The sequence below is a fragment of the Nocardiopsis potens DSM 45234 genome, assembly GCF_000341105.1.
Lineage (GTDB): Bacteria > Actinomycetota > Actinomycetes > Streptosporangiales > Streptosporangiaceae > Nocardiopsis_A > Nocardiopsis_A potens.
Genome location: NZ_ANBB01000015.1, coordinates 49,126 through 73,499, shown reverse-complemented (window position 1 = coordinate 73,499; position 24,374 = coordinate 49,126). Strand labels below are relative to the sequence as shown.

Annotated in this window: 20 protein-coding genes; 8 read left to right on the top strand and 12 right to left on the bottom strand. The window is 73.6% G+C overall.

Annotation, left to right across the window (positions count from 1 at the left end; all coding sequences use genetic code 11):
- Positions 1 to 128: 128 nt before the first annotated feature.
- The 3 genes from D459_RS0106040 (at position 129) to D459_RS0106030 (ending at position 6,536) form a co-directional block, all read left to right on the top strand.
- Entirely contained in the window at positions 129 to 1,601 is a 1,473-nt protein-coding gene (locus D459_RS0106040) for a bifunctional cytidylyltransferase/SDR family oxidoreductase (protein ID WP_017592099.1), read from the top strand.
- On the top strand, positions 1,598 to 3,577 hold the full coding sequence (locus D459_RS0106035; protein ID WP_017592098.1) for a hypothetical protein: 1,980 nt from the start codon (positions 1,598 to 1,600) through the stop codon (positions 3,575 to 3,577). Before D459_RS0106040 ends, D459_RS0106035 begins: the two co-directional genes overlap by 4 nt.
- 211 nt (positions 3,578 to 3,788) lie before the next feature.
- Positions 3,789 to 6,536 carry a CDP-glycerol glycerophosphotransferase family protein gene (locus D459_RS0106030; RefSeq protein ID WP_017592097.1) on the top strand — a complete coding sequence of 916 codons (2,748 nt, stop codon included), beginning with the start codon at positions 3,789 to 3,791 and terminating at the stop codon, positions 6,534 to 6,536.
- 141 nt (positions 6,537 to 6,677) lie between these two features.
- Here D459_RS0106030 and D459_RS0106025 read toward each other — a convergent pair whose 3' ends face one another.
- The 4 genes from D459_RS0106025 to D459_RS36735 form a co-directional block, all read right to left on the bottom strand.
- Positions 6,678 to 7,466 carry a crotonase/enoyl-CoA hydratase family protein gene (locus D459_RS0106025; RefSeq protein WP_017592096.1) on the bottom strand — a complete coding sequence of 263 codons (789 nt, stop codon included), beginning with the start codon at positions 7,464 to 7,466 and terminating at the stop codon, positions 6,678 to 6,680.
- 12 nt (positions 7,467 to 7,478) lie between these two features.
- On the bottom strand, positions 7,479 to 8,252 hold the full coding sequence (locus D459_RS0106020; protein ID WP_026120095.1) for an SDR family oxidoreductase: 774 nt from the start codon (positions 8,250 to 8,252) through the stop codon (positions 7,479 to 7,481).
- Positions 8,253 to 8,320: 68 nt separating this feature from the next.
- Entirely contained in the window at positions 8,321 to 9,775 is a 1,455-nt protein-coding gene (locus tag D459_RS0106015) for an APC family permease (protein WP_017592094.1), read from the bottom strand.
- Between the two features lie 151 nt (positions 9,776 to 9,926).
- Positions 9,927 to 10,238 carry a hypothetical protein gene (locus tag D459_RS36735; RefSeq protein ID WP_017592093.1) on the bottom strand — a complete coding sequence of 104 codons (312 nt, stop codon included), beginning with the start codon at positions 10,236 to 10,238 and terminating at the stop codon, positions 9,927 to 9,929.
- 390 nt (positions 10,239 to 10,628) lie between these two features.
- Between D459_RS36735 and D459_RS0106005 the strand changes: the two genes are divergently transcribed.
- Positions 10,629 to 12,293: an ABC-F family ATP-binding cassette domain-containing protein gene (locus D459_RS0106005; protein ID WP_017592092.1), complete on the top strand. Its 1,665-nt coding sequence runs from the start codon at positions 10,629 to 10,631 to the stop codon at positions 12,291 to 12,293.
- A gap of 383 nt (positions 12,294 to 12,676) precedes the next feature.
- Positions 12,677 to 13,216 carry a hypothetical protein gene (locus D459_RS0106000; RefSeq protein ID WP_017592091.1) on the top strand — a complete coding sequence of 180 codons (540 nt, stop codon included), beginning with the start codon at positions 12,677 to 12,679 and terminating at the stop codon, positions 13,214 to 13,216.
- Between the two features lie 30 nt (positions 13,217 to 13,246).
- Here the strand turns inward: D459_RS0106000 and D459_RS35800 are convergent, their stop codons facing one another.
- The 3 genes from D459_RS35800 to D459_RS0105985 form a co-directional block, all read right to left on the bottom strand.
- Positions 13,247 to 13,384 carry a hypothetical protein gene (locus tag D459_RS35800; RefSeq protein ID WP_017592090.1) on the bottom strand — a complete coding sequence of 46 codons (138 nt, stop codon included), beginning with the start codon at positions 13,382 to 13,384 and terminating at the stop codon, positions 13,247 to 13,249.
- A gap of 116 nt (positions 13,385 to 13,500) precedes the next feature.
- Positions 13,501 to 14,337, bottom strand: coding sequence for a hypothetical protein (locus tag D459_RS0105990; RefSeq protein WP_017592089.1), 837 nt, complete (start codon positions 14,335 to 14,337; stop codon positions 13,501 to 13,503).
- A gap of 158 nt (positions 14,338 to 14,495) precedes the next feature.
- Positions 14,496 to 15,326 (bottom strand): MerR family transcriptional regulator, encoded by an 831-nt coding sequence (locus D459_RS0105985; RefSeq protein WP_026120091.1) that lies wholly within the window; start codon positions 15,324 to 15,326, stop codon positions 14,496 to 14,498.
- A 158-nt stretch (positions 15,327 to 15,484) separates the two neighbouring features.
- Between D459_RS0105985 and D459_RS36500 the strand changes: the two genes are divergently transcribed.
- A complete protein-coding gene (locus tag D459_RS36500) occupies positions 15,485 to 18,214 on the top strand; it encodes a WD40 repeat domain-containing serine/threonine protein kinase (protein WP_051065323.1) in 2,730 nt (909 codons plus the stop codon).
- A 977-nt stretch (positions 18,215 to 19,191) separates the two neighbouring features.
- On the opposite strand, the gene D459_RS35795 is transcribed toward D459_RS36500, so the two are convergent.
- Together D459_RS35795 and D459_RS35310 are read right to left on the bottom strand one after the other, a co-directional pair.
- On the bottom strand, positions 19,192 to 19,353 hold the full coding sequence (locus tag D459_RS35795) for a hypothetical protein (protein ID WP_161634158.1): 162 nt from the start codon (positions 19,351 to 19,353) through the stop codon (positions 19,192 to 19,194).
- Positions 19,353 to 19,895: an ATP-binding protein gene (locus D459_RS35310; protein ID WP_017592086.1), complete on the bottom strand. Its 543-nt coding sequence runs from the start codon at positions 19,893 to 19,895 to the stop codon at positions 19,353 to 19,355. The genes D459_RS35795 and D459_RS35310 overlap by 1 nt, the downstream gene beginning before the upstream one ends.
- A gap of 236 nt (positions 19,896 to 20,131) precedes the next feature.
- Between D459_RS35310 and D459_RS0105965 the strand changes: the two genes are divergently transcribed.
- Complete coding sequence (locus D459_RS0105965; RefSeq protein WP_040709356.1) at positions 20,132 to 20,980, top strand: DUF5753 domain-containing protein; 849 nt, start codon at positions 20,132 to 20,134, stop codon at positions 20,978 to 20,980.
- A 7-nt stretch (positions 20,981 to 20,987) separates the two neighbouring features.
- Positions 20,988 to 21,263 carry a DUF397 domain-containing protein gene (locus D459_RS30885; protein ID WP_017592084.1) on the top strand — a complete coding sequence of 92 codons (276 nt, stop codon included), beginning with the start codon at positions 20,988 to 20,990 and terminating at the stop codon, positions 21,261 to 21,263.
- Between the two features lie 30 nt (positions 21,264 to 21,293).
- Here the strand turns inward: D459_RS30885 and D459_RS0105955 are convergent, their stop codons facing one another.
- The 3 genes from D459_RS0105955 to D459_RS0105945 form a co-directional block, all read right to left on the bottom strand.
- Positions 21,294 to 22,298 (bottom strand): Gfo/Idh/MocA family oxidoreductase, encoded by a 1,005-nt coding sequence (locus D459_RS0105955; protein ID WP_017592083.1) that lies wholly within the window; start codon positions 22,296 to 22,298, stop codon positions 21,294 to 21,296.
- 119 nt (positions 22,299 to 22,417) lie between these two features.
- Positions 22,418 to 23,227, bottom strand: a complete 810-nt coding sequence (locus D459_RS30880) for an ATP-binding cassette domain-containing protein (RefSeq protein ID WP_051065328.1) — start codon at positions 23,225 to 23,227, stop codon at positions 22,418 to 22,420.
- A gap of 82 nt (positions 23,228 to 23,309) precedes the next feature.
- Entirely contained in the window at positions 23,310 to 24,371 is a 1,062-nt protein-coding gene (locus D459_RS0105945) for an ABC transporter permease (RefSeq protein WP_017592081.1), read from the bottom strand.
- Positions 24,372 to 24,374 lie beyond the last annotated feature (3 nt).

The window sequence follows — 24,374 nt, the reverse complement described above, 5'->3', positions numbered from 1 at the left end:
GGTTTACCGCCCCTTTCTCCTGCCCTCCCCCGGGAAACACTCGATCGTTCCTCCCCGGATGCGGACGCAACGGGCGGCGCACTCCACCGCGCACCGGTTCACCGCCTGTCGCCCCTAGGAGATTTGTCGTGTCCGCGACCGACCCCACCGCGTCCGCACCGTCCCGCGGTACGCGCACCATCGCCGTCGTGCTCGCCGGCGGCAGCGGACGGCGCATCGGCCTGGCCACCCCCAAGCAGCTGCTGAAGATCGCCGGGAAGGCGATCCTGGAGCACACCCTGGCCCTGTTCGACCAGGCCCCCGGCGTCGACGAGATCCTGGTCATGATGAACCCCGGCTTCGTCTCCGACGCCGAGGAGATCGTCAAGAAGGCCGGGCTCACCACCGCCGTCCAGGTGCTGCCCGGCGGCACCTCCCGCAACGCCACCACCCAGCTCGCGCTGGACGCGCTCCACGCCCACCCGGGCGAGAGCACCAACGTGCTGTTCCACGACGCGGTCCGCCCGCTGCTGTCGCAGCGCATCATCGCCGACTGCATCACCGCGCTGGAGACCCACGCCGCCGTGGACGTGGCCATCCCGTCCGCGGACACCATCATCGAGGTCGACGCCGAGGACCTCATCACCGACGTGCCCAAGCGGTCCCGGCTGCGCCGCGGCCAGACCCCGCAGGCGTTCCGCCTGGCGGCGATCCGCGAGGCCTACCGGAACGCCTGGGAGGACCCCGGCTTCGAGGCCACCGACGACTGCACCGTCGTGCTGCGCTACCTGCCCGGCACCCCGATCCACGTGGTCGAGGGCGACGGGCACAACATGAAGGTCACCGAGCCGGTGGACATCTTCATCGCGGACAAGCTCTTCCAGCTCGCCGCGGCCGCCGCCCCCGCGCTCACCGAAGCCGACCGCACCGAGCGGCTGACCGGCGCCACCGTGGTGGTGTTCGGCGGCAGCCACGGCATCGGCGCCGCCGTGGCCGACTTCGCCCAGCGGCACGGCGCCCGGGTGTTCCGCTACTCCCGCGGCACCACCCGGACCGACGTCGCCGACCCGGACCAGGTGGCGGCGGCGCTGGCCCAGGCGCACGCCGCGACCGGCCGGATCGACCACGTGGTCAACACCGCCGGCGTGCTGGAGATCGGCCGGCTGGACGCCGCCGACCCGGCCGCCATCGAGCGGAATCTGCGGGTCAACTACCTGGCGCCGGTGAGCATCGCCCGCGCCGCCTTCCCCTACCTGGCGCAGACCCGGGGGCAGCTGCTGCTGTACACCTCCAGCTCCTACACCCGCGGCCGCGCCGAGTACAGCCTGTACTCCTCGGCCAAGGCGGCCACGGTCAACCTCACCCAGGCGCTGGCCGACGAGTGGGCCGCCGACGGGGTGCGGATCAACTGCATCAACCCCGAGCGCACCGCCACCCCGATGCGCACCCGGGCGTTCGGCGACGAGCCGGCCGGCACCCTGCTCAGCGCGGAGAAGGTCGCCCGCACCTCGGTCGACGTGCTGCTGTCCGTGCTGACCGGGCAGGTCGTCGACGTCCGCCGGGAGGACCCGACCGACCCCGCCGCGCTCGCCGCGGCCGCCGCCGGAGAGGAGATCCGATGAGCGCCCCGCACGAGGAGAACGAGTCGGTCCTGGCGCCGTTCCTCGCCTACGGGTTCGGCTACTTCCTGCTGCTGATCGGCGCGCTCCTGGCCTCGCCCGCGCCCTTCGCGCTGGGCCTGGCGCTGTGCTACGGCACCGAGGTGCTGCTCATGGTGCGCGCCTCCCGGGCCGCCAAGGTCCTGTCCCAGCTGCGGTTCGGCATCACCTCCCGGGCGCTCCTGCGCCAGCTCCTGCTGCTCGGCCTGCTCGCGGACGGGGCGCTGGCCGGCGGCACCGGGTTCTGGTGGGTGCTGATCTGCTTCGCGCTCCTGTTCGGCCTCCAGTTCTGCTACGGCTACCTGGCCCGCCGGCTCCGCTCGGTGCGCCGGCTGCCCGTGGTCACCCGCAACATCGACCTGGGCCCGCTGCGCGTCACCGACGCGCCGCCCCGGGCCCTGGTGCACGACGTGATGGCCCGGCTGCTCCTGCTGGACCTGCCGCTGCTGGCCGGCGCGGTGGCCTACACCGCCACCGGGGCGGTGGCCGCGGTCGCCGTCGGCGGCGCGGTGTCGCTGGCCGCCACCCTGGTGCCGTCCGCGCTGCTCCTGCGCCAGCTGGTGCGGGACCGCGGCATCGCCTCCTCCGCGGAGGCCATGGAGTACGCCCAGCGCTGGCTGGACTCCTACCGCCCCGAGGTGGTGCTCTACTTCTCCGGTTCGGCCGACTCCGCCTACCAGGTGAACATGTGGCTGGAGGCGGTGCGGGCGCTGCCCCGCCGCTCCCTGGTGGTGCTGCGCGAGCGGGCGGTCGCCGCCCAGCTGGCCGCCACCCCGCTGCCGGTGCTGTGCGTGCCGGCCTCCACCGACCTGATGGCGCTGGACTTCGGGCCGGCGCGGGTGGCGCTCTACCCGGCCAACACCGGCAAGAACATCCACATGCTGCGCAACCCGCAGATGCGGCACGTGTTCATCGGCCACGGCGACAGCGACAAGATCGCCAGCGTCAACCCGTTCAGCAAGGTCTACGACGAGGTGTGGACCGCCGGGCGGGCCGGGCGGGACCGGTACGCGCTGGCCGCGGTCGGGGTGCGCGACGAGACCATCGTCGAGGTCGGCCGGCCCCAGCTGTCCCCGGTCCGCCCGGACACCGCGCCGCGCTCCCGGCCCACCGTGCTGTACGCGCCGACCTGGGAGGGCTGGACCGACGAGCCGGGCAACACCTCGCTGATCGAGGCCGGCCCGGCGATCGTCCGGGCGCTGCTCGCCGCCGAGCCCGGGGTGCGGGTGATCTACAAGCCGCACCCGTTCACCGGGATCCGGTCGGCCGCGGCCCGGGCCGCGCACCGGCGGATCACCGAGCTGCTCGCCGCGGCCGGCTCCGCCGCCCCGGCCCGCCCGGCCTCGCCGCGCCTGGCCGAGCTGGAGACCCGGCTGAACGCGATCGACACCCTGGACGAGTCGGTGGACGAGGCGCAGCGGTCCCGGGACGCCGGCCGGCCCGGCGCCTCCGACGCCGACGAGGCCGCCGAGCTCACCGCGGAGTGGCACCGGCTGTTCTGGGAGTCCAAGGCCGACGACGAGCACCTGGTGGTGCAGGGCCCGCGGCCGTCGCTGTACTCCTGCTTCAACGAGTCCGGGCTGCTGATCAGCGACATCTCCAGCGTGGTCGCCGACTTCGTGTCCAGCGGCAAGCCGTACGCCATCGCCAACTGCGAGGGCGTCACCGACGAGGAGTTCCGCGCCGAGCACCCCACCTCCGGGGCGGCGTTCCTGCTCGCCCCGGACGCCGGCGGGCTGGACGAGGCGCTGGACGCGGTCCGGGAGCCGGGCGGCGACCGGTTCGCCGACGCCCGGCTGCGGCTGCGCGAGTACCTGCTCGGCCCGGACCTGCCCCCGTCCCAGGAGCGGTTCGCCGCGGCCGTGGACGACCTGTACGAGCGCACCGCCCGGCTGCGCCCGCTGGACGACCCCGCCGGGCTGCACGAGCGCGCGGCCTGAGGCCGCGCCGCGGGGCCGGTCGGGAGGGGTCTCCCCTCCTCGCCCGCCCGGCCCCGCCTCCCCTGCCCCACTCCCCCTCCTCCCCCGCGGCGGCCCCGGCGCCCCGGCCCCTTCCCGGTGCTCCGGCGGGCCCGCGGCACCGGGACCGGCGCGGGGAGGGAGTCCTGATCCTTTCCCGGCCCGCGGGCCGGGGCGCCCTGTTGGAGGCCCGGTGACCGGAACACCGTTCGAGATCCCCGACGAGCTGCGGCGGCGGATGCGCTACCTGCCCGAGGCCGGCCCGGCCGAGCGGGAGGCGTTCATCGCGGAGGCCCGCGCGTTCACCGAAGAGCACGGCACCGCGGCGCTCGCCGCCGGGCTGGGCCCGGTCACCCGGCTGAAGTGGTTCCTGGCCGGCGCCGGGCGGACCGAGGAGCTGCTCGCGCTGATCCGGCACGACCGGGAGTTCCCCTCCGCCTACCGGATCAAGGGGCTGCGCCGGCCCCGGCCGGACATCCCCGGGGTCGACCTCTCCTCGGTGCCCGCGGAGATCGCGGTGCTGCGCAAGGACGAGATCCCGCTGCGCGCCAAGGCCACCTCGATCGACTGGGAGGACGGCGCGCTGCGCATCCGCGGCTACGCGTTCCTGCGCAACGTCGCGGTGCCCGGGCGGCCGCGGCTGCCCCGGTTCGCCTGGCTGAGCCAGCCCGGCGAGCGGCGCCGGATCCGGCTCCCGCTGCGCGCCCGCACCGAGCCCCAGGCCACCCTGGACTCCCGGCAGCCGCTGCACTGCTTCGACGGCTCCGGGTTCGAGATCACCGTCGACCCGGCCCGGCTGCGCGGGGAGGGCGGCCTGCGCACCGGGAACTGGACGCTGACCCTGGGCGTGCCCGGCCCGCACCTGCTCCGGCGCGGCGGCATCGCCCCCGGCCAGGTCGGCCGGGAGGGCCACCCGTTCACCCGCGACCTGGGCGACGGGTACCAGCTGGTCTGCGAGCCGTCCAAGGGCCGGCTCCGGATCACCGTGCGGCGCTGCGCCGCCCGGGTGGAGGCCGCGGAGTTCGGCGGCGGCGCGCTCCGCCTGGAGCTGTCCGCCCGCAAGGAGCCGGAGCTGCTGCGGGTGGTGTGCGAGGGCGGCGGGGAGCCGGACCGGGAGTACCCGCTGGCCGCCGCCGACGGCGGGCCGGGCCGGTGGAGCGCCGAGCTGCCGCTGGACGGGATGGCCGCCCCCGGCGCCGATGCGGCCACCCGGCACCTGCGCCCGATCGTGGTGTTCGCCGACGGCACCGAGGAGCGCCCGGCCGCCGGGCCGTCCCTGGTCCCGGCCGAGCGGGCGCTGGGCTCCGGCCGCGAGCTGGCGGTGGTGGTCACCGGCACCGGCCTGGCCAACCTGGCCGAGCGGACCGCCGGCCCGGTCGTCGACTCCGCCGAGTGGAGCGGCGGCGACCTGGTGCTCTCCGGCTCCTACTCCGACCCCGGGCGGCCGATGGGCCTGGTGCTCCGGCACGGCGAGCGGTTCGAGGAGGTCCGGCTGCCGTTCGAGGCGCCGGGCGGGCGGTTCACCGTGCGCATCGCCCCGGAGCGGATCCCCTCCTTCGGCGACGAGGTGCCGCTCCGCAAGGGCCGCTGGTACCTGCGGGTGCGCCCGGAGGGCGAGCGGGGCGCCGACCGCGACGTGCCGCTGCGGATCCGCACCGACCTGCTGGACGGCGTCCCGAAGCCGCTGCCCGGGGTGCACCGCGCGTTCCGGCTCGACCGCCGCTTCCACGACCTGCTCTTCATCGCCTCGGAGAAGCCGCTGCCGATCGACGCGCAGGGCCCCTACCGGCAGCGGCTGCTGCGCGAGGAGTTCACCGCAGCGGCCAAGCGGGAGCCGCTGCGCGAGGCGGTGCTCTACAACAACTTCGGCGGCCGGCAGTACTCCGACTCCCCGCGCGCGGTCCACGAGGAGCTGGTCCGGCGCGGCGTCGAGGTGGAGCACCTGTGGACCGTCGCCGACCAGCAGGCGGTGCCGCCGGAGGGCGTCCGGGCGGTGGAGTGGAAGAGCCGGGAGTGGTACGAGGCGCTGGCCCGCAGCCGCTACATCGTCACCAACACCAACGGCGGGTTCGGCGAGTGGTTCGCCAAGCGCGAGGGGCAGGTGGTGGTGCAGACCTGGCACGGCACCCCGCTCAAGCGGATCGGCGCCGACCTGCGCGGCACCGTCAAGGCCAACGAGGCCTACATCGCGAGCCTGCCGCACCAGTCCCGGCAGTGGGACGTGTTCGTCTCCCCGAACACCTTCGCCACCCCGGTGCTGAAGAACGCCTTCGCCTACGAGGGCGAGATGCTGGAGTCCGGCTACCCGCGCAACGACCTGTTCCACGCCCCGGAGGAGGAGCGGCGGGCCCGCGCCGAGCGCACCCGAAGGCTGATCGGGATCCCCGAGGGCAGGCGGGTGGTGCTCTACGCGCCGACGCTCCGCGACGATCAGCGGCACAGCGGCAAGCGGTTCAAGCTGGACCTCCGGGTCGACCTGGAGGCGGCCGAGAAGGAGCTGGGCGCCGACCACGTGCTGCTGGTCCGCAAGCACGGCCGGGTGGTGGACAGCGTTCCGGGCGCCGGCGAGGGCTTCGTCTTCGACGTCTCCGCCTACCCCGACATCGCCGACCTGTTCCTCATCACCGACGTGCTGGTCACGGACTACTCGTCGTCGTTCTTCGACTTCGCGCACTCCGGCCGGCCGATGCTGTTCTTCACCTACGACCTGGAGCACTACCGGGACACCCTGCGCGGCTTCTACTTCGACTTCGCCGAGCGCGCCCCCGGGCCGCTGATCAGGACCTCCGAGGAGCTGGTCCGGTCGATCCGGGACATCGACGCGGTCGCCGAGGAGCACCGGGAGCGCTACGCCGCCTTCGTCCGCGACTTCTGCGACCCCTCGCACGGCCGCGCCGCCGCCGAGGTGGTCGACCGGATGCTGGAGCTCGGCGGGCGGTGACCCGGGGCGCCCCGCCCCGCGGGGGCGGCCGGGGCGCGGGCGATGATCTTGACGTTGCGGGGGTGTCAGAGCGCTCTGACACCCCGCAACGTCAAGATCATCGGGGGGAGGGGCGGGCCCGGCCCCCTCCCCCGCGGGCGTCTAGGCGCCCTTCCAGTTCGGCTTCCGCTTCTCCGCGAAGGCCGCGGCGCCCTCCATGGCGTCGTGGCTGACGAAGACCGGGCCGGTGATGGCGTCCTGCCTGGTCCACATCTCCTCGGTGGACCAGTCCTCGGACTCGTTGACGACCTGCTTGGAGACGGCCACCGCGAGCGGGGCGTTCTCCGCGATGCGCGCGGCGAGCCGCTTGGCGCCGTCCAGCGCGCCGCCGCTCGGCTCCACCGAGTTGACCAGGCCCAGTTCGGCCAGGCGCGGCGCGTCCACGAAGTCGCCGGTGAGGGCGAACTCCATCGCGATGTTGCGCGGGATGCGGTGCTGCAGCCGGAGCAGCCCGCCGCCCGCGGCGACCAGGCCCCGCTTGGCCTCGGGGATGCCGAACTTCGCGTCCTCGGCGGCGACCACCAGGTCGCAGGCGAGCACCGTCTCGAACCCGCCGGCCAGGGCGTAGCCCTCCACCGCGGCGATCAGCGGCTTGCGCGGCGGGCGCTGGGCGAACCCGGCGAAGCCGCGCCCCTCCACCACCGGCACCTCGCCCTTCATGAAGGCCTTGAGGTCCATGCCGGAGCAGAAGGTGCCGCCCGCGCCGGTGATGATGCCGACCGTGAGGTCGTCCCGGGAGTCCAGGTCGTCCAGGGCGTCGGCGATGCCCTGGGCGACGGCGGCGTTCACCGCGTTCTTCGCCCGGGGCCGGTTGATGGTGATGACGGCGACCCCGTCGGCCGCCTCGTAGAGCACCGCCTCCTCGGCGGGGGCTCCGGTCGTGTCCGCCATGCGTCCCCCTCGCTACTTGGGCGGCATGCGCAGGCCGCCGTCGATCCGGACGACCTCGCCGTTGATGTAGCTGATCTCCAGCAGGGAGCGGACCAGGCGGCCGAACTCGTCGGCGGTGCCCAGCCGCTTGGGGAACGGCACCGGCGCGGCCAGGCGCTCCTTGAACGCCTCGGACTCCGGGCCCTGGCCGTAGATGGGGGTGTCCAGGATGCCCGGGGCGACGGTGTTCACCGTGACGCCGATGGCGGCCAGGTCGCGCGCGGCCGGCAGGGTCATGCCGATCACGCCGCCCTTGGAGGACGAGTAGGCGATCTGCCCGATCTGCCCCTCGATCCCGGCCAGCGAGGCGGTGTTGACGATCGATCCGCGCTCGCCGTCCTCGTTGACCGGCTCGGTCTTGGCCATCGCCGCGGCGGACAGCCGCAGCAGGTTGAAGGTGCCGATCAGGTTGACGTCGATGACCTTCTTGTAGCTGGCCAGGTCGTGCGGGACGCCGTCCCGGTTGACGGTCCGGGTGGCCCAGCCGATGCCGGCGCAGGACACCGCCGCGCGCAGCGGCTTTCCGGTGGCCACCGCGGCGTCCACCGCGGCCTGCACCTGGGCCTCGTCGGAGACGTCGGTGGCGGCGAAGACGCCGCCCACCTCCTTGGCCACGGCCTCGCCGCGCTCGGCGTTGAGGTCGGCGACGACCACGGTCGCCCCGGCCTCGGCCAGCTGCCGTACGGTCGCTTCCCCGAGCCCGCTCGCACCGCCGGAGACGACGGCGGCAACTCCATTCAGATCCATGTGCGGAACCTTACCGACCCCGCGCCGCCCCGACTAGAACCAGGTTCGGTTTTTCGCGTCCCCCGACGTCAGCCCCTTCCCCGCGCCCGTTTCCGGGCCTCGACCGCGGCGATCAGCCGGCGTTCCGCGTCGGCCCCGGGGGCGGTCCGCGGCATCCGGGCCATGAACACCGCGCCCAGCAGCCACCAGGCGCCGACCATGGTCCACTCCCAGGGCCAGGAGAGCGCGGCGGGCATGCCCGGCAGGTACAGCACCAGCAGGCCGAGGCTGAGCAGCAGCGCGGTCCAGCCGGTGAACGGCCCGGCCGGGGCGCGGAACGGCCGCTCCATGCCCGGCTCGCGGCGGCGCAGCAGCAGGAAGGAGAGGGCCACCACGGCGTAGGCGAGGACGATGTTCAGGCCGCCCGCGTTGACCAGCCAGCCCAGCATCGCCTCGCCGAACAGCGGGGCCAGCAGCGACAGCGCGCCGATGAACAGCACCGCGTTGGACGGCGTCCGGTACTTCGGGTGCACCTTGGCGAACCAGCGCGGGAGCATCCGCGACTCCGCCATCGCGTAGAGCAGCCGGCTGCCCCCGATCAGGAAGGCGTTCCAGCTGGTCAGCAGCCCGGCGATGCCGCCGAGGACGAGCACGTTGCCCATCGCCCTGCTGTCCCACATGGCCGCCATCGCGTCGGCCGACGCCAGCTCGGCCCCGGCCAGCCCCTCGGCGTCGAGCCCGGCGCCGGCGGTGAGCATGATCAGCACGTACCAGCCGGCGGCGCAGGCCACCGAGACCACCAGCAGCGTGCCGACCTGGCGGTAGGGGATCTTCACCTCGCCGGCCGACTGCGGGATCACGTCGAACCCGACGAACAGGAACGGCACCGCGACCAGCACCGTGAAGACGCCGGAGGCCCCGCCGGTGAACATCGGCTCCATGTTCTGCACCGAGCCGCCGGCGAACGCGCCGACGACCATCACCGCGCCGGCCGCGAGCAGGAACAGCACCGCGACGGTCTGGAAGACGCTGGCCGGCCGGATGCCCACGTAGTTCAGCCAGGTGATGACGGCGGCGGCGAGCACGCCCAGCGCGACCAGGCTGGCCTGCACGTCGTACCCGGCGACCGTCCACAGCCGCCCGGCGCCCATGTCCGGGAAGAGGTAGAGCATGGTCTGCGGCACCGCGACGGCCTCGAACGCCACCACCGAGACGTAGCCGAGCACCATCGCCCAGGAGGCGACGAACGCGCCGTGGCCGCCCAGCGCCCGCAGCGCGTAGTGGTGCTCGCCGCCGGCATGCGGCATCGCCGAGACCAGCTCGGCGTAGGTGAACCCGACGAACGCGATGACCACGCCGCCGATCACGAAGGCGAAGGCCGCGCCCAGGCTCCCCGCCGCGTTGATGAAATCGCCGGTCAGCACGATCCAGCCGAAGCCGATCATCGCGCCGAACGCCAGCGCCAGGACGTCCCCGCGCCCCAGCACCTTCAGGAGGCCGCCGGCGCCTCCGGCCGAACCGCTCTTGCTCGCCACTTCGGACATGGTCGGGGGTCCCATCCGTCCGGTCGACAGGGTCAGGGGCCCATCAATGCAGGTTCCGCCCCGGTTCGACAAGACTTCATTCCGGAGTGATCCACGTCACTTTAGTCCACCGTGTACAAACCGCCCCGCCGAGGCGCCGACGGCCCGCCCCTCAGGCCCCGTCCGCCGCGGCCTTCTCGACCAGGTCGACCGCCTGCTGCAGGGAGAGCCCGGGGAGGGCGTCGCGGACCGCCTTGACCGCGTGCACCTTCTTCTCCCGCGGGTCGATGCCGGCGTCGGCGAGGACCTGCCGGGTCCAGCGCAGCCGCGGGTCGGGGTCGGTCTCCTGCTCCAGGATGGCCAGGGCGCGGAGCAGCCCGGGCTCCTCCGCCGGGTCGGCGGCGGCCAGCGCCTCGCGCAGCGCCTCCACCGCGGAATCGATGTCGCGGAGCACGATCAGGTTGGCCTGCGGTCTGCGGAACACGTCGGGTCCTCTCCCCTGGGTCTGCGAGCGGTCGCCACCGTAGCCCCTCCGGTCCGCCCTCCGCACCCGCGCTCCCGCAGGTCGCGGAGTGGTCCGCGGCCGGCGGCGCGCGAGCCGGAAAAAACCTTTGCACTTCCGCCGGGGGCCGTCGTACTCTTCGGTCCGTGCGCAACTGACCATCGAGACCACGCACCGGGACGCGCGGCGGCTCGCCCTTCACCAGGCTGGAGCCAGGCCCCTCCCGGTGCGTCCCTTTCCGCCAGATCCCAACCGGCGCGGTCTCGATGCAGCGGTCCGGCGCACTCCCGTGTGCGCCCGGCGGCCCGAGCCCGCCGCCGAGGACCCCTGGCACTCGCGACCCGCCCCGAACCGCCTCGGAGGTGGACGCCCTTGTCCCGTACCCCCGCCACCCGCACCGCCGGCGCCCCGTCCGGTGCGGGCCCCGCACCGCTGCTGCGCGCCCGCGACCTCGCCAAGTCCTTCGAGGGCCGGCCGGTGCTCGACGGGGTGTCGCTGGACGTCGCCCCCGGGCGGCGGCTCGGCCTGGTCGGCGAGAACGGCTCCGGCAAGTCGACGCTGCTCGGCCTGCTCTCCGGCGCCCTCGACCCGGACTCGGGCACGATCGCCCGGCCGAGCGACACCGGCTTCCTGCACCAGGAGCCGCCCTACCCGGAGCAGACCCCGCTGGGCGCGATCGTGGAGGACGCGCTGGCGCCGAGCCGCGCCGTGGAGCGCGAGCTGACCGCGCAGGCCGAGGCGGTGAACGCCGCCCCGGACGCGCCCGGCCCGGCCCGCGCCTACGCCGAGGCGCTGGAGCTGGCCGAAGCGCTGGACGTGTGGCAGGCCGACCAGCGCGCCGAGCTGGTCCTGGCCGGGCTGGGCCTGTCCGGCGTCGAGCCGGACCGCCCGCTCCGGTCGATGTCCGGCGGGCAGCGCAGCCGGCTCGGCCTGGCCGCGCTGCTCATCCGCCGCCCGCGCGCGCTGCTGCTGGACGAGCCCACCAACCACCTGGACGACGGCGCGGTGCTCTTCCTGGAGGAGTACCTGTCGGCGCTGCCCGGGGCGGTGGTCCTGGCCAGCCACGACCGGGCCTTCCTGGACGCGGTCTGCACCGGCCTGCTCGACCTGGACCCTGCGGTCGGCGGCCCGGTGCACTACGGCGGCGCCTACACCTACTACCTGGAGGAGAAGCGGAAGGAGCGGGCCCGCTGGGAGCAGCGGTTCCACGAGGAGCAGGAGGAGCTGCGCGAACTGCGCGAGGCGGTGCGGACCACGGCCCGCCGGGTCGCGCCCGGGCGGCCGATGGGCAACACCTCGAAGATGCACTACGACTTCAAGGGCGCCCGGGTGCAGAAGCAGGTCTCCCGCCGGGTGCGCAACGCCCAGCGGCGCCTGGACGAGCTGGAGCGGGACCAGGTCCGCAGGCCGCCGCCGGTGCTGGAGTTCTCCGCCGCACTGACCGGCGCCGCGGCCGACGCCGGGATGGCGCTGACCGCCCGCGGCCTGGAGGTCCCCGGCCGGCTCCGGCTGGACCGCCTGGACCTGCCCGTCGACGGCCGGCTGCTGGTCACCGGGCCCAACGGCGCGGGCAAGTCCACCCTGCTGTCGGTGCTGGCGGGGCGGCTGCCCCCGGGCCCCGGCGGCGAGGTGCACCGGCTCGGCGGCGCCCGGGTCGCCCTGCTCGAGCAGGACGTCGCCTTCCCCCGGCCGGAGCGGACGCCGCGCGAGATCTACGCGGCGGCGCTCCCGGAGGGGTCGGACGCCCCGCCCCTGCGCGAGCTGGGCCTGCTCGCCCCGGCCGACCTGGACCGCCCGGCGGGCGCGCTCAGCGTCGGCCAGCGCCGCCGCCTGGCCCTGGCGCTGCTGCTGGCCACCGGCCCGCAGGTGCTGCTGCTGGACGAGCCGACCAACCACATCTCCCTGGCCCTGGCCGAGGAGCTGGAGCAGGCCCTGGAGAGCGCCCCGGGCGCGGTCGTCGTCGCCAGCCACGACCGCTGGCTCCGCGGCAACTGGAAGGGCTCCCACCTGCACCTGGTCGACGGCCGCGCGGCCTGAGCGCGCGGGGCCTCCCCGCCCGGCGGTCCGGGCGGGGAGGCCCCGGCCCGCGCGCCGTGGGCCCACGCCGACCGGCCGAAACTCGGGCGAACTTGGGTCCACTTGGGTCTTTTTGGGCTGTTCAGCGGAGAGTAGCGTCCCAGGCACGAGAACCGAACACCGGAAGGATCGCGGGGTGCCCCGGCACGGCGCCCCCGTTCCACCGGGCACGGCGCCTCCACCCCGCTCACGCCGGCGCCCCCGCCGGCACCCTCGCGCCGCCCCTCCCGGACGGCTGCGAAAGCCCCGCTTGCGCAGCATGCCGGGAAGGCCTCCGGTGTGCCCGAGGCGTGCGCGGGCGAGGCCGCTCCCGGCCGGGTGGAAGCAGGTAGGGAGTGGGAAGAATGCGCTGGCCGGCGAGACTCGCCCTCGCGGCGGTCCTGGTGGCCCTGGTCGTCTACGGTGCACCGCGCCTGGGCATCGACCTCCCCTTCGCCCCCCGGGAGGACGGCCTGGACGAGGCGCGGGCCGGCGAACTCGCCGAGAAGCACCTCGCCGACGCGGTCGCGGCCCTCCCCGGCGGGGCGGAGATGGAACCGGGGGGCGCGGAATCGGCCGTCGGCTCCCCCTGCGCCGACCGCGACCTGGTCGCGGTCGCCAAGAGGTACTCGCTGGACTCCCTCCCCGCCGAGGAGAGCAAGGAGGCCGTCGATGCCCTGGTCACCCACTGGAGCATCAACGGCTACACCGTCCAGGAGGACCTCCGCCCGGACGAGCCCTTCGTCTCCGTGCGCGACCGGAACGACGAGTTCCAACTCTCCGTGCACGGCGGTTCCGGGGAGGACGGCGAGTTCTCCATCAGCGCCTCCTCCCCGTGCATCGGCGAGGAGCAGGCCGAGGGCGGCTGGCGGCTGCCGATCCCGGAGTGGCCCTTCCCGACCTGACCCGGAACGGCCGGAGGCACCGGCCGGGTTTCAGTCCTGGAACAGCTCTTCAGCGGTGGAAGCGGTGACCGCCCGGGCGTACCAGCGCTTGATCTCCTCGGGACTGCGGCACTCCTCGACCCGGCGCCGCTCCTCCACCGACAGCACGACACCCCGCAGCTCCAGCACCTGGAAAAGCCCTTCTCGAAGGCCCTTCTGAACGCCTTCCTCGACGAACCCGTCTGTGTACTTGCTCCGATAACGCACAGCACACACGGATGCGCCCCTCTCTTTCCAGGCCAGACTCACTCCCGGAACAGGTCCTCAGCAGTGGAAGCGGTCCCCGCCCGACCACACCAGCGCTCGATCTCCTCCTGGTCTCGGCACTCCTCGATCCGGCGGCGATCCTCCGCCGACAGCACGACGCCCCGGGATTCCAGAACCAGGAAAAGACCCTTCCGAAGGCCCTCTCCCACGAACCGGTCTGTGTACTCGCTCCGATAGCGCACAGTGCCCATGGCCACGGTCTCCTCCAGCTCGTCGCGGGCCTTCCCGTCCAAGAGGGTCAGCGTGTACTCAGTGTATTTCGCGGCATCACCCGGGTCGATCCTTTCCAAACCCTCCACCAGCACCTTCTGCGCGCCGGGGGCGTCCGGGTGGGCCGCGAGGGCGAGCACCGCCAGTTCCGGGGAGCGGGCGACGTCATCGGCCGAGGTCACCACCGGAAGCCGGTCCGGACCGAGGACCTGGGGTTTGAGGCGGAATCCCGGCCCCAGCTCGAACCAGCGGTCGTAGCGGTCGGCATCGTCCTGGTCCGGGCAGAGGACGAGGAGCGCGACCGGGCAGCGCGACCGGTCCGCCGAGACCCCGCAGTACTCGGCCCAGCGGTAGATCTTCTCTTCGACGAACCCGTTCTGGACCTCGACCACGATCAGCATCTCGGTCTTCTCGTGCTTTTCGATCCGCGCGATCAGGGCGGTGTCGAGCAGGCCGATGACGGCGTCGGCTCTCCGCTCGACCGGGACGACCTCACCGAGGTCGGCGCATTGCAGAACGGCCTGGTCGAATTCGGGCAGTTCGACGCCGAGGCACTCGGACAGCAGCTGGGGAGCGAAAGCGGGGCAGTCCTTGAAGAGCTGCACCCGGGTCTCATGACCATGGGAAACGGACACGAGGCCAAATTACCGCCCCGGCCGGTTTCACGCCGGAGAACGCATTTTCCTGCCCGATTCACCCCTATAAAGGAATCGGGCGGAGTCGCCCTCATCCGTTTCTCCATATTCTCCCTATATTTCCCCCGTCACCCCGGCGCCTCTTCCGCCCTGCGCGGTTCGATCGGGACGGCGATCCTGGTCAGCCGCTCGTCGGGGTCGTCCTCGCCCGGGGTGGAGAGGTAGGTCTCCCGGGCCGGGCCGTGCGGTTGCAGGTCCTGGTCGTGGATCCAGGTGAACAGGGCGTGGTAGGCGAGCGGCAGGTGGGCGCAGGGCCCCTCGTGCAGGGTCGCGGCGACGTCGGCGGCGGGCAGCACGACCGGTTCGGTTCCGCGGGGGACCTCGTCCTCCTCGGTCTCCGCGGCGACGCCGATCCGCATGCCCTCGGCGAGGTCCAGCGGGACCAGGCCGATGAGCGGCGGCAGCCACGGCGTGCCGGCCGCCTCGATCGCGCCGAGCAGCCGCCGCACCCCCTCCTCGGTGCAGGCGCCCAGGTCGCCGGGGCCGCACTCCAGGTGCACCGCGGCCAGCCGGCGCTCCGGGTCGTGCTCCCGGGCGACCTCGTGGCCGGGCGGCCCGCCCTGGGCGAGCCGGGTGAGGATGCCGATCCGCCCGGTGTCCCGGTCGGCCCGCTCGGCCAGCCGCTCCCGCTCGGCCTGGAGCACCACGGTGCGGGTCCGCTCGTCCCCCTGGAGCACGTCGGCGACGACGGCCAGCGGCACGTCCGCGCCGAGCAGCAGCTCCGCGGTGAGCACGTCGCGCGCCTGGGACCGCGCGTAGTACCGGTACCCGGAGTCCGCGTCGACCCGGACCGGGTGCAGCAGCCCCAGCTCCTCGTACTCGCGCAGCCTCCCGGCCCCGACCCGGCACAGCCGGGCGAACCGGCCGATGGTGAGCAGGTCGTCCTCCACACCCCTCATGCTCACCCCGCCCGCCCCGAGAGGGCCCGACCGACACGGCCCCGGCCGCTCCTCCCGCCCCTGGCCGCCATCGGCCGGGTTCCGCGCCGCCGGGTGCACTGGGTATCCGCTACGCTCCCCTCCGGAAGCAACGCGACGAATCCCCCGGAAAGCCCGCCTTGTACGAACTCCGCCCCGACGCCCCCCGAGAGCTCGGCGGGTACACCCTGCTACGACGGATCGGCGCCGGCGGCATGGGCGTGGTCTACCTCGGCGTCCCGGCGGGCGGCGGGGAGCCGGCGGCGGTCAAGGCGGTGCGGCCGGAGTACGCCGAGGACACCGAGTTCCGGGCCCGGTTCGCCGGGGAGGCGGAGCTGGCGCGCCGGGTGCGCGGCCCCTACACCGCCCGGGTGCTCGGCGCCGACACCGAGGGCCCGACCCCCTGGCTGGCCACCGAGTATGTGCCGGGCCCCGGGCTCGACCGGGCGGTGCGGGACGGCGGCCCGTTCCCCGAGGACTCGCTGCGGGTGCTGGCGGCCGGCCTCGCCGAGGCGCTGTCCGCGATCCACTCGGTGGGGCTGGTCCACCGCGACCTCAAACCGTCCAACGTGCTGCTCTCCCCGCGCGGCCCGCAGGTGATCGACTTCGGCATCTCCCGGGCCGTGGACGCGACGTCGTTCACCCGCACCGGCCAGACCCTGGGCACTCCCGGCTACATGTCGCCCGAGCAGGCGACCGGCGCCGACCTGGACCACCGCGGCGACGTCTTCTCCTACGGCGGCGTGCTGGTGTTCGCCGCGACGGGGCGCCAGCCGTTCGGCACGGGCGACCCGGCCGCGCTGCTCTACCGGGTGGTCAACGAGGAACCCGACCTGTCCGGGGTGCCGGACGGGCTGCGCGGGCTCGTCGCCTCCTGCCTCGCCAAGGACCCCGCCGACCGCCCCGGCCTGGACGCCGTCCTGGCCGGGCTGGGCGCCGCTCCGCTGCCCGGCTCCGACGAGGAGGCCGCCACCGCCTGGCTCCCCGACGCCGTCGCCACCCAGGTCATCCGGACCGCGGCGACGCTGGTCGAGCTCGCACCGACGCTGGCGCAGACCACGCTGGCCCGGACCGCGGCCCTCCCGGCGGAACCCGCCCCGACCGACGAGAGGCCGGTGGAGAAGGAGAGCGCCGGGGCCGAGGAGCTCCGCGAGGAGAACGGCCCGGAGGAGCAGCGGGACTCCACCGGGCAGGACGTCGCCCGGCAGAACGCCGACGGGCCGGACGGCCTCCCCTCCCCTGCCCCGACCACCGCTCCGGAGGCGGCGGCCGATCCGGCGCCCGCCGCAGCACCCTCTGCGGCGGATGAGGCGGAGGCGTTCGCCCCGGCCGGTCTGCCGCCGTGGCCGCTGCAGCCGCCGGCCCGGCAGAAGAAGCCGGAGAGGCCGGACGGGAACGGCGCTCCGAAGGAGGAGTCGGAAGAACCGGAGGACCCCGAGGAGCCGGAGGCCCCGCGGCAGGAGGAGCCTGAGGAGGCCGGACCGGAGCCCGAAAGCGAGAACGGGAGCGGCCCAGCGGGCTCCGCACCCGCCGGAACACCGTCCTCCCCGGCCCCTGCCCCCACCACCGCCGACCGGTCCGGGGACGCCTCCCCCGCGCCGAAGGCTCCCCCAGGGAAGGGCGCGTCTGCGGTACCGCGCGCCGGGGCCCCCGCCTCTTCGGCGCCCGCCCCCGGCCGGTCCGCCCCGAAGGGCGACGCCTCCTGGCAGAGGCTGGTGGGCTGGGCGGTCATCGCCATGTCCCTGGTGATCAGCGGGGTGATGGTGGCCCGGAACCTGCCCGAGGAGGTGCTGTACGAAGGCGACGTCACCTGGCAGCAGCGCGAAGGGGCGCCCGGCGGGTCCGGTTCGCACACGTCGGGGGAGGCTCCCCTCGTCACCCACGACATCGCGCTGCTCGACGGCGTGGGCGGGTTCGCGGCCAACACCTCCGACGGCCTCTACCTGTTCTCCTCCGGACCGGGCTCGAGCACGGAGAAGTACGACGTTCAGGTGCTGACCGAGGCCGACCGCTACTACCGGCACCGGATCACCGCGAGCCGCGACGGGACCGCCGTCGCCCTGTCCGCCCGGGGCAGGAAGGACGGTTCCGGCGGGGACTCCGCCGGGGACACCCTGCACGTGTGGCGCACGGACGGTCCCGGGAAGAACAGCATCGCCCCTGTCGGCGCCTCGCCGGAGGTCCTCGGCACCGCGCTCTCCCCCAACGGGGAGGTGCTCTTCGCGATCCTGGAGGACGACCACGGGCGGACCGAGGTGCGCGCGTTCGGCGCCCTGGACGGAGCCGAGCTCTTCACCGTCGAGGCCCCCGGCGCCCAGGCCCTCGCCGTCTCACCGAGCGGGATGGACCTGGCCGTCTCCGGCGACCGGGGCATCACCGTGCTCAGCACCGCCACCGGCGAGGAGCGCGACCTCCCTGCTCTGGAGGATTCTCCGCGCGGTCTCGGCACCGCGCTGGCCTTCGGCCCGAACAGCAAGGTCGCCGCCGCGTCGCAGAGCACGGTCCAGGTGTGGAGCATCGATGCGGGCGGGCCGCCGGAGGAGCTGCCGGGCTTGGCAGCGGAGGAACCGGCCTCCGCTCCGCCCGAGGTGGCCGGCCTGGAGTTCTCCGACGGCGGTTCCAAGATCGCCGCCTGGGGGACCGAGGAGGGGCTGCCCTTCGTCCGCACCTGGAGGAGCGACGGCGGGGAGCCGATCGACGAGGAGCGCGGCGACACGTCCTACGAGGTCTTCGCTCTGTCCCCGGGGCTCAGCAGGGCCATCGCCTCCGAGGAGATCGGAGGCGTCGGCGAGACCAAGTTCTTCCTCCGGCTGCACGACGACTTCTCCGTGGCCGGGGAGATCCCGCTGCCCTCCTCCGAGACGCCGTAGGGACGGGGTCGAGCGCCTCACCCGAGCGCGGCGCCTCACAGAGCGAAGGTTCAAGCAGGCAGCGACGGCGGCGGTGGGGACCGGCCAGTCGGTCGGGCGCGGCGCCCCACGGGGTGAGGGTTCAAGCAGGCGGCGAGGGCGGGAGTGGGTGGGCGCGGCGTTCACTGGCCCGGCGCGCGCTCCCACCGGGGGTCATATCCCATATGCCGGGTTGGCGGCGGGGAACGGGCGAGGGCGGGGGCACCCTGCACACCTCCGCGACACCCCCGATTACATCTACCAGCGAGTAGCAAGCCTTGAGGGCCCCAGCACCCCCTCCCCGGTTACCCAGAGTGGCCAAGACAGGCCCTCTCGGGGGACTAATGCGACATCTCGCCCCCTCCTCTGCCCTTCCCGGGTTCCGGCCCCCTACTTCCCGGCCTTGCGGGCCGCTCGAACCCCTGATCACCGGGCCGACCGGGGCGATTCGGGCCCCTGGAGGGCCGATCCGGCCCGGGATGCGCGCCCGGGAATCACCGGGGTGCTCTCGCGGTGCGCAGGGCGCCCCACCCAGCCATCACTCTGAGTATTCGCCTAGGTCCGGGAGATGTGGTGGTTTCAAGGGCGGCCGGCCTCGGCGCCGGAGCGACGCGGGCACGGCGATCCCGCCCCCGGCCCGCCCTGACCACTCCCGCCCTGCTCTGCCGCGCCCGACCGACCAGCCGGTTCCCCTGCCTGCCGTCGCTGCCCGCCTGAACCTTCGCTCCGTGGGGCGCCGCGCCCGGGCGACCACCTGCACCCCGCCCCCACCGCTGCCGTCGCCGCCCACTTGAACCCCCGCCCCGCGGGGCGCCGCGCCCGACCGGCCGGCCGGTCCCCACCGCCGCCTTCGCTGCCTGCTTGAACCTTCACTCCGCGAGACGCCGCGCCCGACATCGACACAAGAGGGCGGTCCGCCCGCCCCCCCTCCGAGCGGGCGGACCGTGCTTCGGCCGGGATCAGGCGGGGACCGTCGGCGGGGTGAACAGCGGCCGGAGCGGGAGCGGGCTCCCGTAGCCGGCGCGGATCACCGGCCACCGGCCGGCGACGGCCGCCGCAGGGGCGGGGCGGGTGTAGCGGCGGACCCGGGAGCGCGGGCGGCGCCAGGAGAGTCGGCGCATCAGGACCACCGCCCCAGGGTGTCGGGGCCGTCCGCCGGGTCGGAGGCGGCGGGAGGGGCATCGTCGGGGGCGAGTTCGGCCCAGACGGAGTGGGCGGACTGCTCGGGCGGGGCGGTGAAGCCGTAGGCGGCGGAGGCGAGCGCGACGAGCGCGAGGCCCCGGCCGCCCTCGGAGTCGAGCAGGGCGGTGTCGTCCAGGACGGACGGCGGTGGTTGCGGTGTGCGCGGGGTGCCGGGGCGGGGGCCCTCGTCGTAGAGGCGGAGGGCGAGCCGGTCGTGCGGGGTGAAGAGGGCGGCGATCATGATCCCGCCGTCCCGGCCGGAGGCGGAGTGCCGGACGGCGTTGGACGCGAATTCACTGGCCACCAGTTCCAGCCGCTCCCGCAGGTCGGTGTCGGTGCGGTAGGGGCGGGGGCAGGCGGAGAGCGATCGTGCGGCCCAGACTCGCAGTTCCCCGGCGGAGCCGGGGGTCCCGGCGAGGGCGAGCCGCGCGAACGCGGGCCCCCAACCGGTTCCGGGGTGCGCGGCGGACGGACGTGGCACTAATGTGGACACGGTTCTACTCCCTGGGTTAGCAGGCGGGTGGGACTAGGCCCTCCCAGGTGCGCTACCACCTGGGCAGGGCCGTTTTGCGTGCCCCTGAATCGGCCCTGTAGAGGCCTCAAAGGCGACACACTTGCAGTGTGGAGCAGGCCACTCATAAAATGCAAGCTCCCAATTGAAAGTTCCCGAATATTGTCAGCTTGTCTAGTTTTGACATAGATGGGGGAGATCAGGGCATGGGAGACCGATTGACCGTGGCCCGCTGGGAGCTTGCGAAGCGACTGCGACGCCTCAGGGGCGATCGAGGCTTCAATGCGGTGGCCAAGGCGGTGCGAGTCGCCCCGTCTTCCCTCGCCCGCTGGGAAACCCCAGGTGAAAACGGCAGCGTTCCCGGACTTGTCGCCTTGGAGCGCCTCCTACAGCACTACGAAGTGGATGAGGAGACGTTCAACAAGCTCATCAAACTACGCAGCCACGCGAAGAAGCCCAATTGGTGGCAGGAGTACGAGCTTCAGCAGTACCACGGGACCTTCATCAGCCTGGAAGAGGCCGCGACAAGCATCTCCTCCTACCAGAGCACCTTGATTCCCGGCCTGTTCCAGACCGAGGAGTACATGCGCTCGGTCATTAAGGCCACAAGGATCGGAGAGCCTCAAAAAGTCGTCGATGCGCTCACTGAGGTACGCCTCGAAAGACAGCAAAAGTGGTGGAAGAGCGAAGGGACGTTCTGGGGCATTCTCGGCGAGACCGCGCTCACCCAGCTTGTAGGCGGACCACAGGTCATGCGGAAGCAGCTCGAATACCTGCATGAGGTCTCTCAGCATCCTCGTGTGACCATGCAGGTACTCCCTTTCAACGTCGGAGCCCATGCTGCTCTCGACGTCGCGAGCTTCGTCATCCTGTCTCTGGGGGCCGATGACCTATCCACCGTCTACCAAGAGGGTGCCTCCGTTAGCATCTTCCTGGATGAGCCCGCCGATCTAGAGCGCTACGATCTGATCTTCAACCGTCTCCGCGCAGCCGCACTTGATACGTCTCCCACGCGTGAGCTCTTCCTCAACCGCGTCCATGATCTGGAAAGCTGAACCTCCAATGAAGCTTGCGAACGCCCCCCAGGGGGAACCGTGGACCCCCACGTGGCGTAAGTCCAGCTACACCGGTGACCAGGGGAACTGCGTCGAGGTCGCACTCGACTGGCGCAAATCGTCCTACAGCGGCGGCAGCGGGGAATGCGTCGAGGTCGGCGCCCACCCCGCCGCCGTCCTGCACGGCATCCGGGACTCCAAGAACCCGGATGCCGCCGCGCTCTTCCTCTCCTCCTCCGAGTGGGCCGCCTTCGTCACCGCCGCCCGGGAGCACCGGCTCTAGGTCCGTCAGGCCCGTCAGGCCCCTCCGGCGTCAGGCGTAGAAGTCCGGGCGGGGGCCGATGCCCGTCGGCTCCGCCTCCCCGGTCCGCTGGGAGCGGACGGCCGCATCGCAGGCCACCGCCGCCGCGTACCCGTCCCACGCGCTCGGGCCGGCGGCGGTGCCCTCGGCCGCCGCCATGACCCACTCCCGGATCTCGGCGTCGTAGGCGTCCGCGAACCGGTCCTTCCAGTCCTGGAGGACCGGCGTGCTCAGCCGGGCCGCAGAGCGGACCGCCGGGCCGGGCGGGGGCGGCAGCTCCGCCGTCCCGCTCTCCCCCACCACCTCGCACCGGATCTCGTAGCCGTACCGGCAGTTCACGAAGACCTCGACGTCGACGCTGACCCCCGATTCCATCCCGAAGAGCATGAACTGCGGGTCCTGCAGGTGCTCGAAGCGGTTCCGGGTGCGCTTGGGGAACAGCACCTGCGCCGAGGCGATCTCGTCGTCCAGCAGCCACCGCACCGCGTCCATCTCGTGCACCGCCGTGTCGTGCACCGCCATCTCGGTCCGGTACTCCTCCGGCGCCGAGGCGTTGCGGTGCACGCAGTGCACCATCAGCGGCTCGCCCAGCCTGCCCCCGCCGACCAGCCGCTTGAGGGCCCGGTACCCGGTGTCGTAGCGGCGCATGAAGCCGACCTGCACCAGGCGCCGACCGGACGCCCGCTCCGCCTCGATGATCTTCAGGCAGTCCTCGGCGGTGGTGGCCAGCGGCTTCTCGCAGAACACCGGCTTGCCCGCGGCGACGGCCGCCAACACCGTCCCGGCGTGCGCCGGCCCCCAGGAGGCGACCAGCACCGCGTCGACCTCGCCGGAGCCGACCACCTCGCGGTCGGAGGCGGCGGTGCGGGCCCCGCAGGACGCGGCGACCGCCGCGGCCCGGCCGGGGTCGATGTCGGTCACCGCGGCGACCCGGGCACCGGGGACGGAGGCGGCGATCCTGCGGGCGTGGTCGGCGCCGATCATCCCGGCGCCGACCAGTCCGACGTTGAGGGGCATTCCGTGCTTCCTCTCCTTGGGGCGCCCCGCGATGATCTTGACGTTCCGGCCCTTTCAACTCACCGGGAAAGGGCCGGAACGTCAAGATCATCGGGAGGGCGGGTGGGGGGTGAGACGGGTCAGCGGCCGAGTTCGTGTTCCAGGGCGTCCAGTTCGGCGCCGCCCGCCATGTGGTGGACGAGGTCGTCCAGGGCCAGCTCGGAGCGGGGCGCGTCCAGCTCCACCTCGCCCAGGCGCAGCACGGTGAAGTGGTCGCCGACCATGTGCGCGTGGTGCGGGTTGTGCGTGATGAACACGACCGCCAGCCCGGCGTCCCGGGCGGCCCGCACGTACCGGAGCACCACCCCGGACTGCTTGACGCCGAGCGCGGCGGTGGGCTCGTCCAGGATGAGCACCCGGGCGCCGAAGTACACCGCGCGGGCGATCGCCACCACCTGCTTCTGCCCGCCGGACAGGTCGGCCACGGGCGCGTCGATGTCCGGCAGGTCGATGCCCATCTTCTTCAGCTCGGCGTCGGCGGTGGCGCGCATCTCGGCCACCCGGAGCCGGGTGAGCGGCCAGAAGCCGGCCCGCGGTTCCGAGCCGAGGAAGAAGTTCCGCCACACCGGCATCAGCGGCACCAGGGCCAGGTCCTGGTAGACGGTGGCGATGCCGCGGTCCAGCGCCTCGCGCGGCGAGGAGAACTCCACCGGTTCGCCGTCCACCAGGTAGGTGCCGGAGGTCGGCCGGTGCAGCCCGGCGAGGATCTTGATCAGGGTGGACTTGCCGGCGCCGTTGTCGCCCAGGACGCAGCCGACCCGGCCGGCGTGCACCTCCAGGTCCACCCCGGACAGCGCCCGGATGTTGCCGAAGTCCTTGCCCGCCCCGATGAGCCGGAGCAGCGGCGCGGCGCCGCCCTGCTCCGTGCCGCCCTGCTCCGCACCGTCCAGAGCCGCGCCGCCCGGCTGCGCGGTGTCCGGGGCCGCCGCCCCGTCCGCGCGGTCCGCTCCGCGGTCGTTTCCGGTCACCGGGTCACCTCCTGCCGCCGGCCCTGCTGCGGAACCAGCTGTTGACCACCACCGCCAGCAGCAGCATGGCGCCGACGAAGAACATCACCCAGTTGTTGTCCCAGCCGGCGTAGACGATGCCCTGCTTGGTCATGCCGTAGATGAACGCGCCGATCGCGGCGCCGACGACGGTGCCGTAGCCGCCGGTGAGCAGGCAGCCGCCGACCACCGCCGCCATGATGTAGAGCAGCTCGTTGCCGACGCCCTCGCCGGACTGCTGCACCCCGCCGGAGGCGGCGATCAGGTGCATGCCGCTGAACCAGGCGAAGAACCCGACCGTCATGAACAGGCCGATCTTGACCTTGGCGACCGGCACGCCGACCGCGCGGGCGCCGTCCGCGCTGCCGCCCACCGCGTAGATCCAGTTGCCGGCCCGGGTGCGCAGCAGCACCCAGGTGGCCAGGGCGGTGAAGAGCAGCCACCACAGCACGGTGATCCGCACCTCGGTGCCGAGCACCGGGACGCTGGAGGCGAACACCGCCCGCACCGAGTCGAAGCCGTCCATGTCGGCGATGGAGCGGCTGGACACGCTGCCGGTGACCAGCTTGGTCACCGCGATGTTGAGCCCCTGCAGCATCAGGAACACCGACAGGGTGACCAGGAAGCTGGGCAGCCCGGTCCGGACCAGGATCAGCCCGTTGAGGAAGCCGATGAGCAGCGCCAGCGCCAGCGAGATCCCGGCGGCCGCCCACACGTTGAGGTTGAACTGGTAGGCGGTCATGCCGGTGGCCAGGGAGGCGGTGACCACGGCCACCCCGGCGGACAGGTCGAACTCGCCGCCGATCATCAGCAGCGCCACGCCCACCGCCATGATGCCGATGGTGGAGGCGGCGTAGAGCACCGTGGCCAGCGACCCGGCCTGGCGGAACGGCTCGGCGGCGGCGAAGAAGACCGCGAACAGCACCACCGCGCCGAGCAGCGAGCCCAGCTCCGGGCGGGCGGCCAGCCTGCGCAGCGGCGGGACCCGGCCGGCCCGGAGCTCCTTCTCCGAGGCGCCGGGGGCCGGCAGGGCGGGCGCGGGTCCCATCCC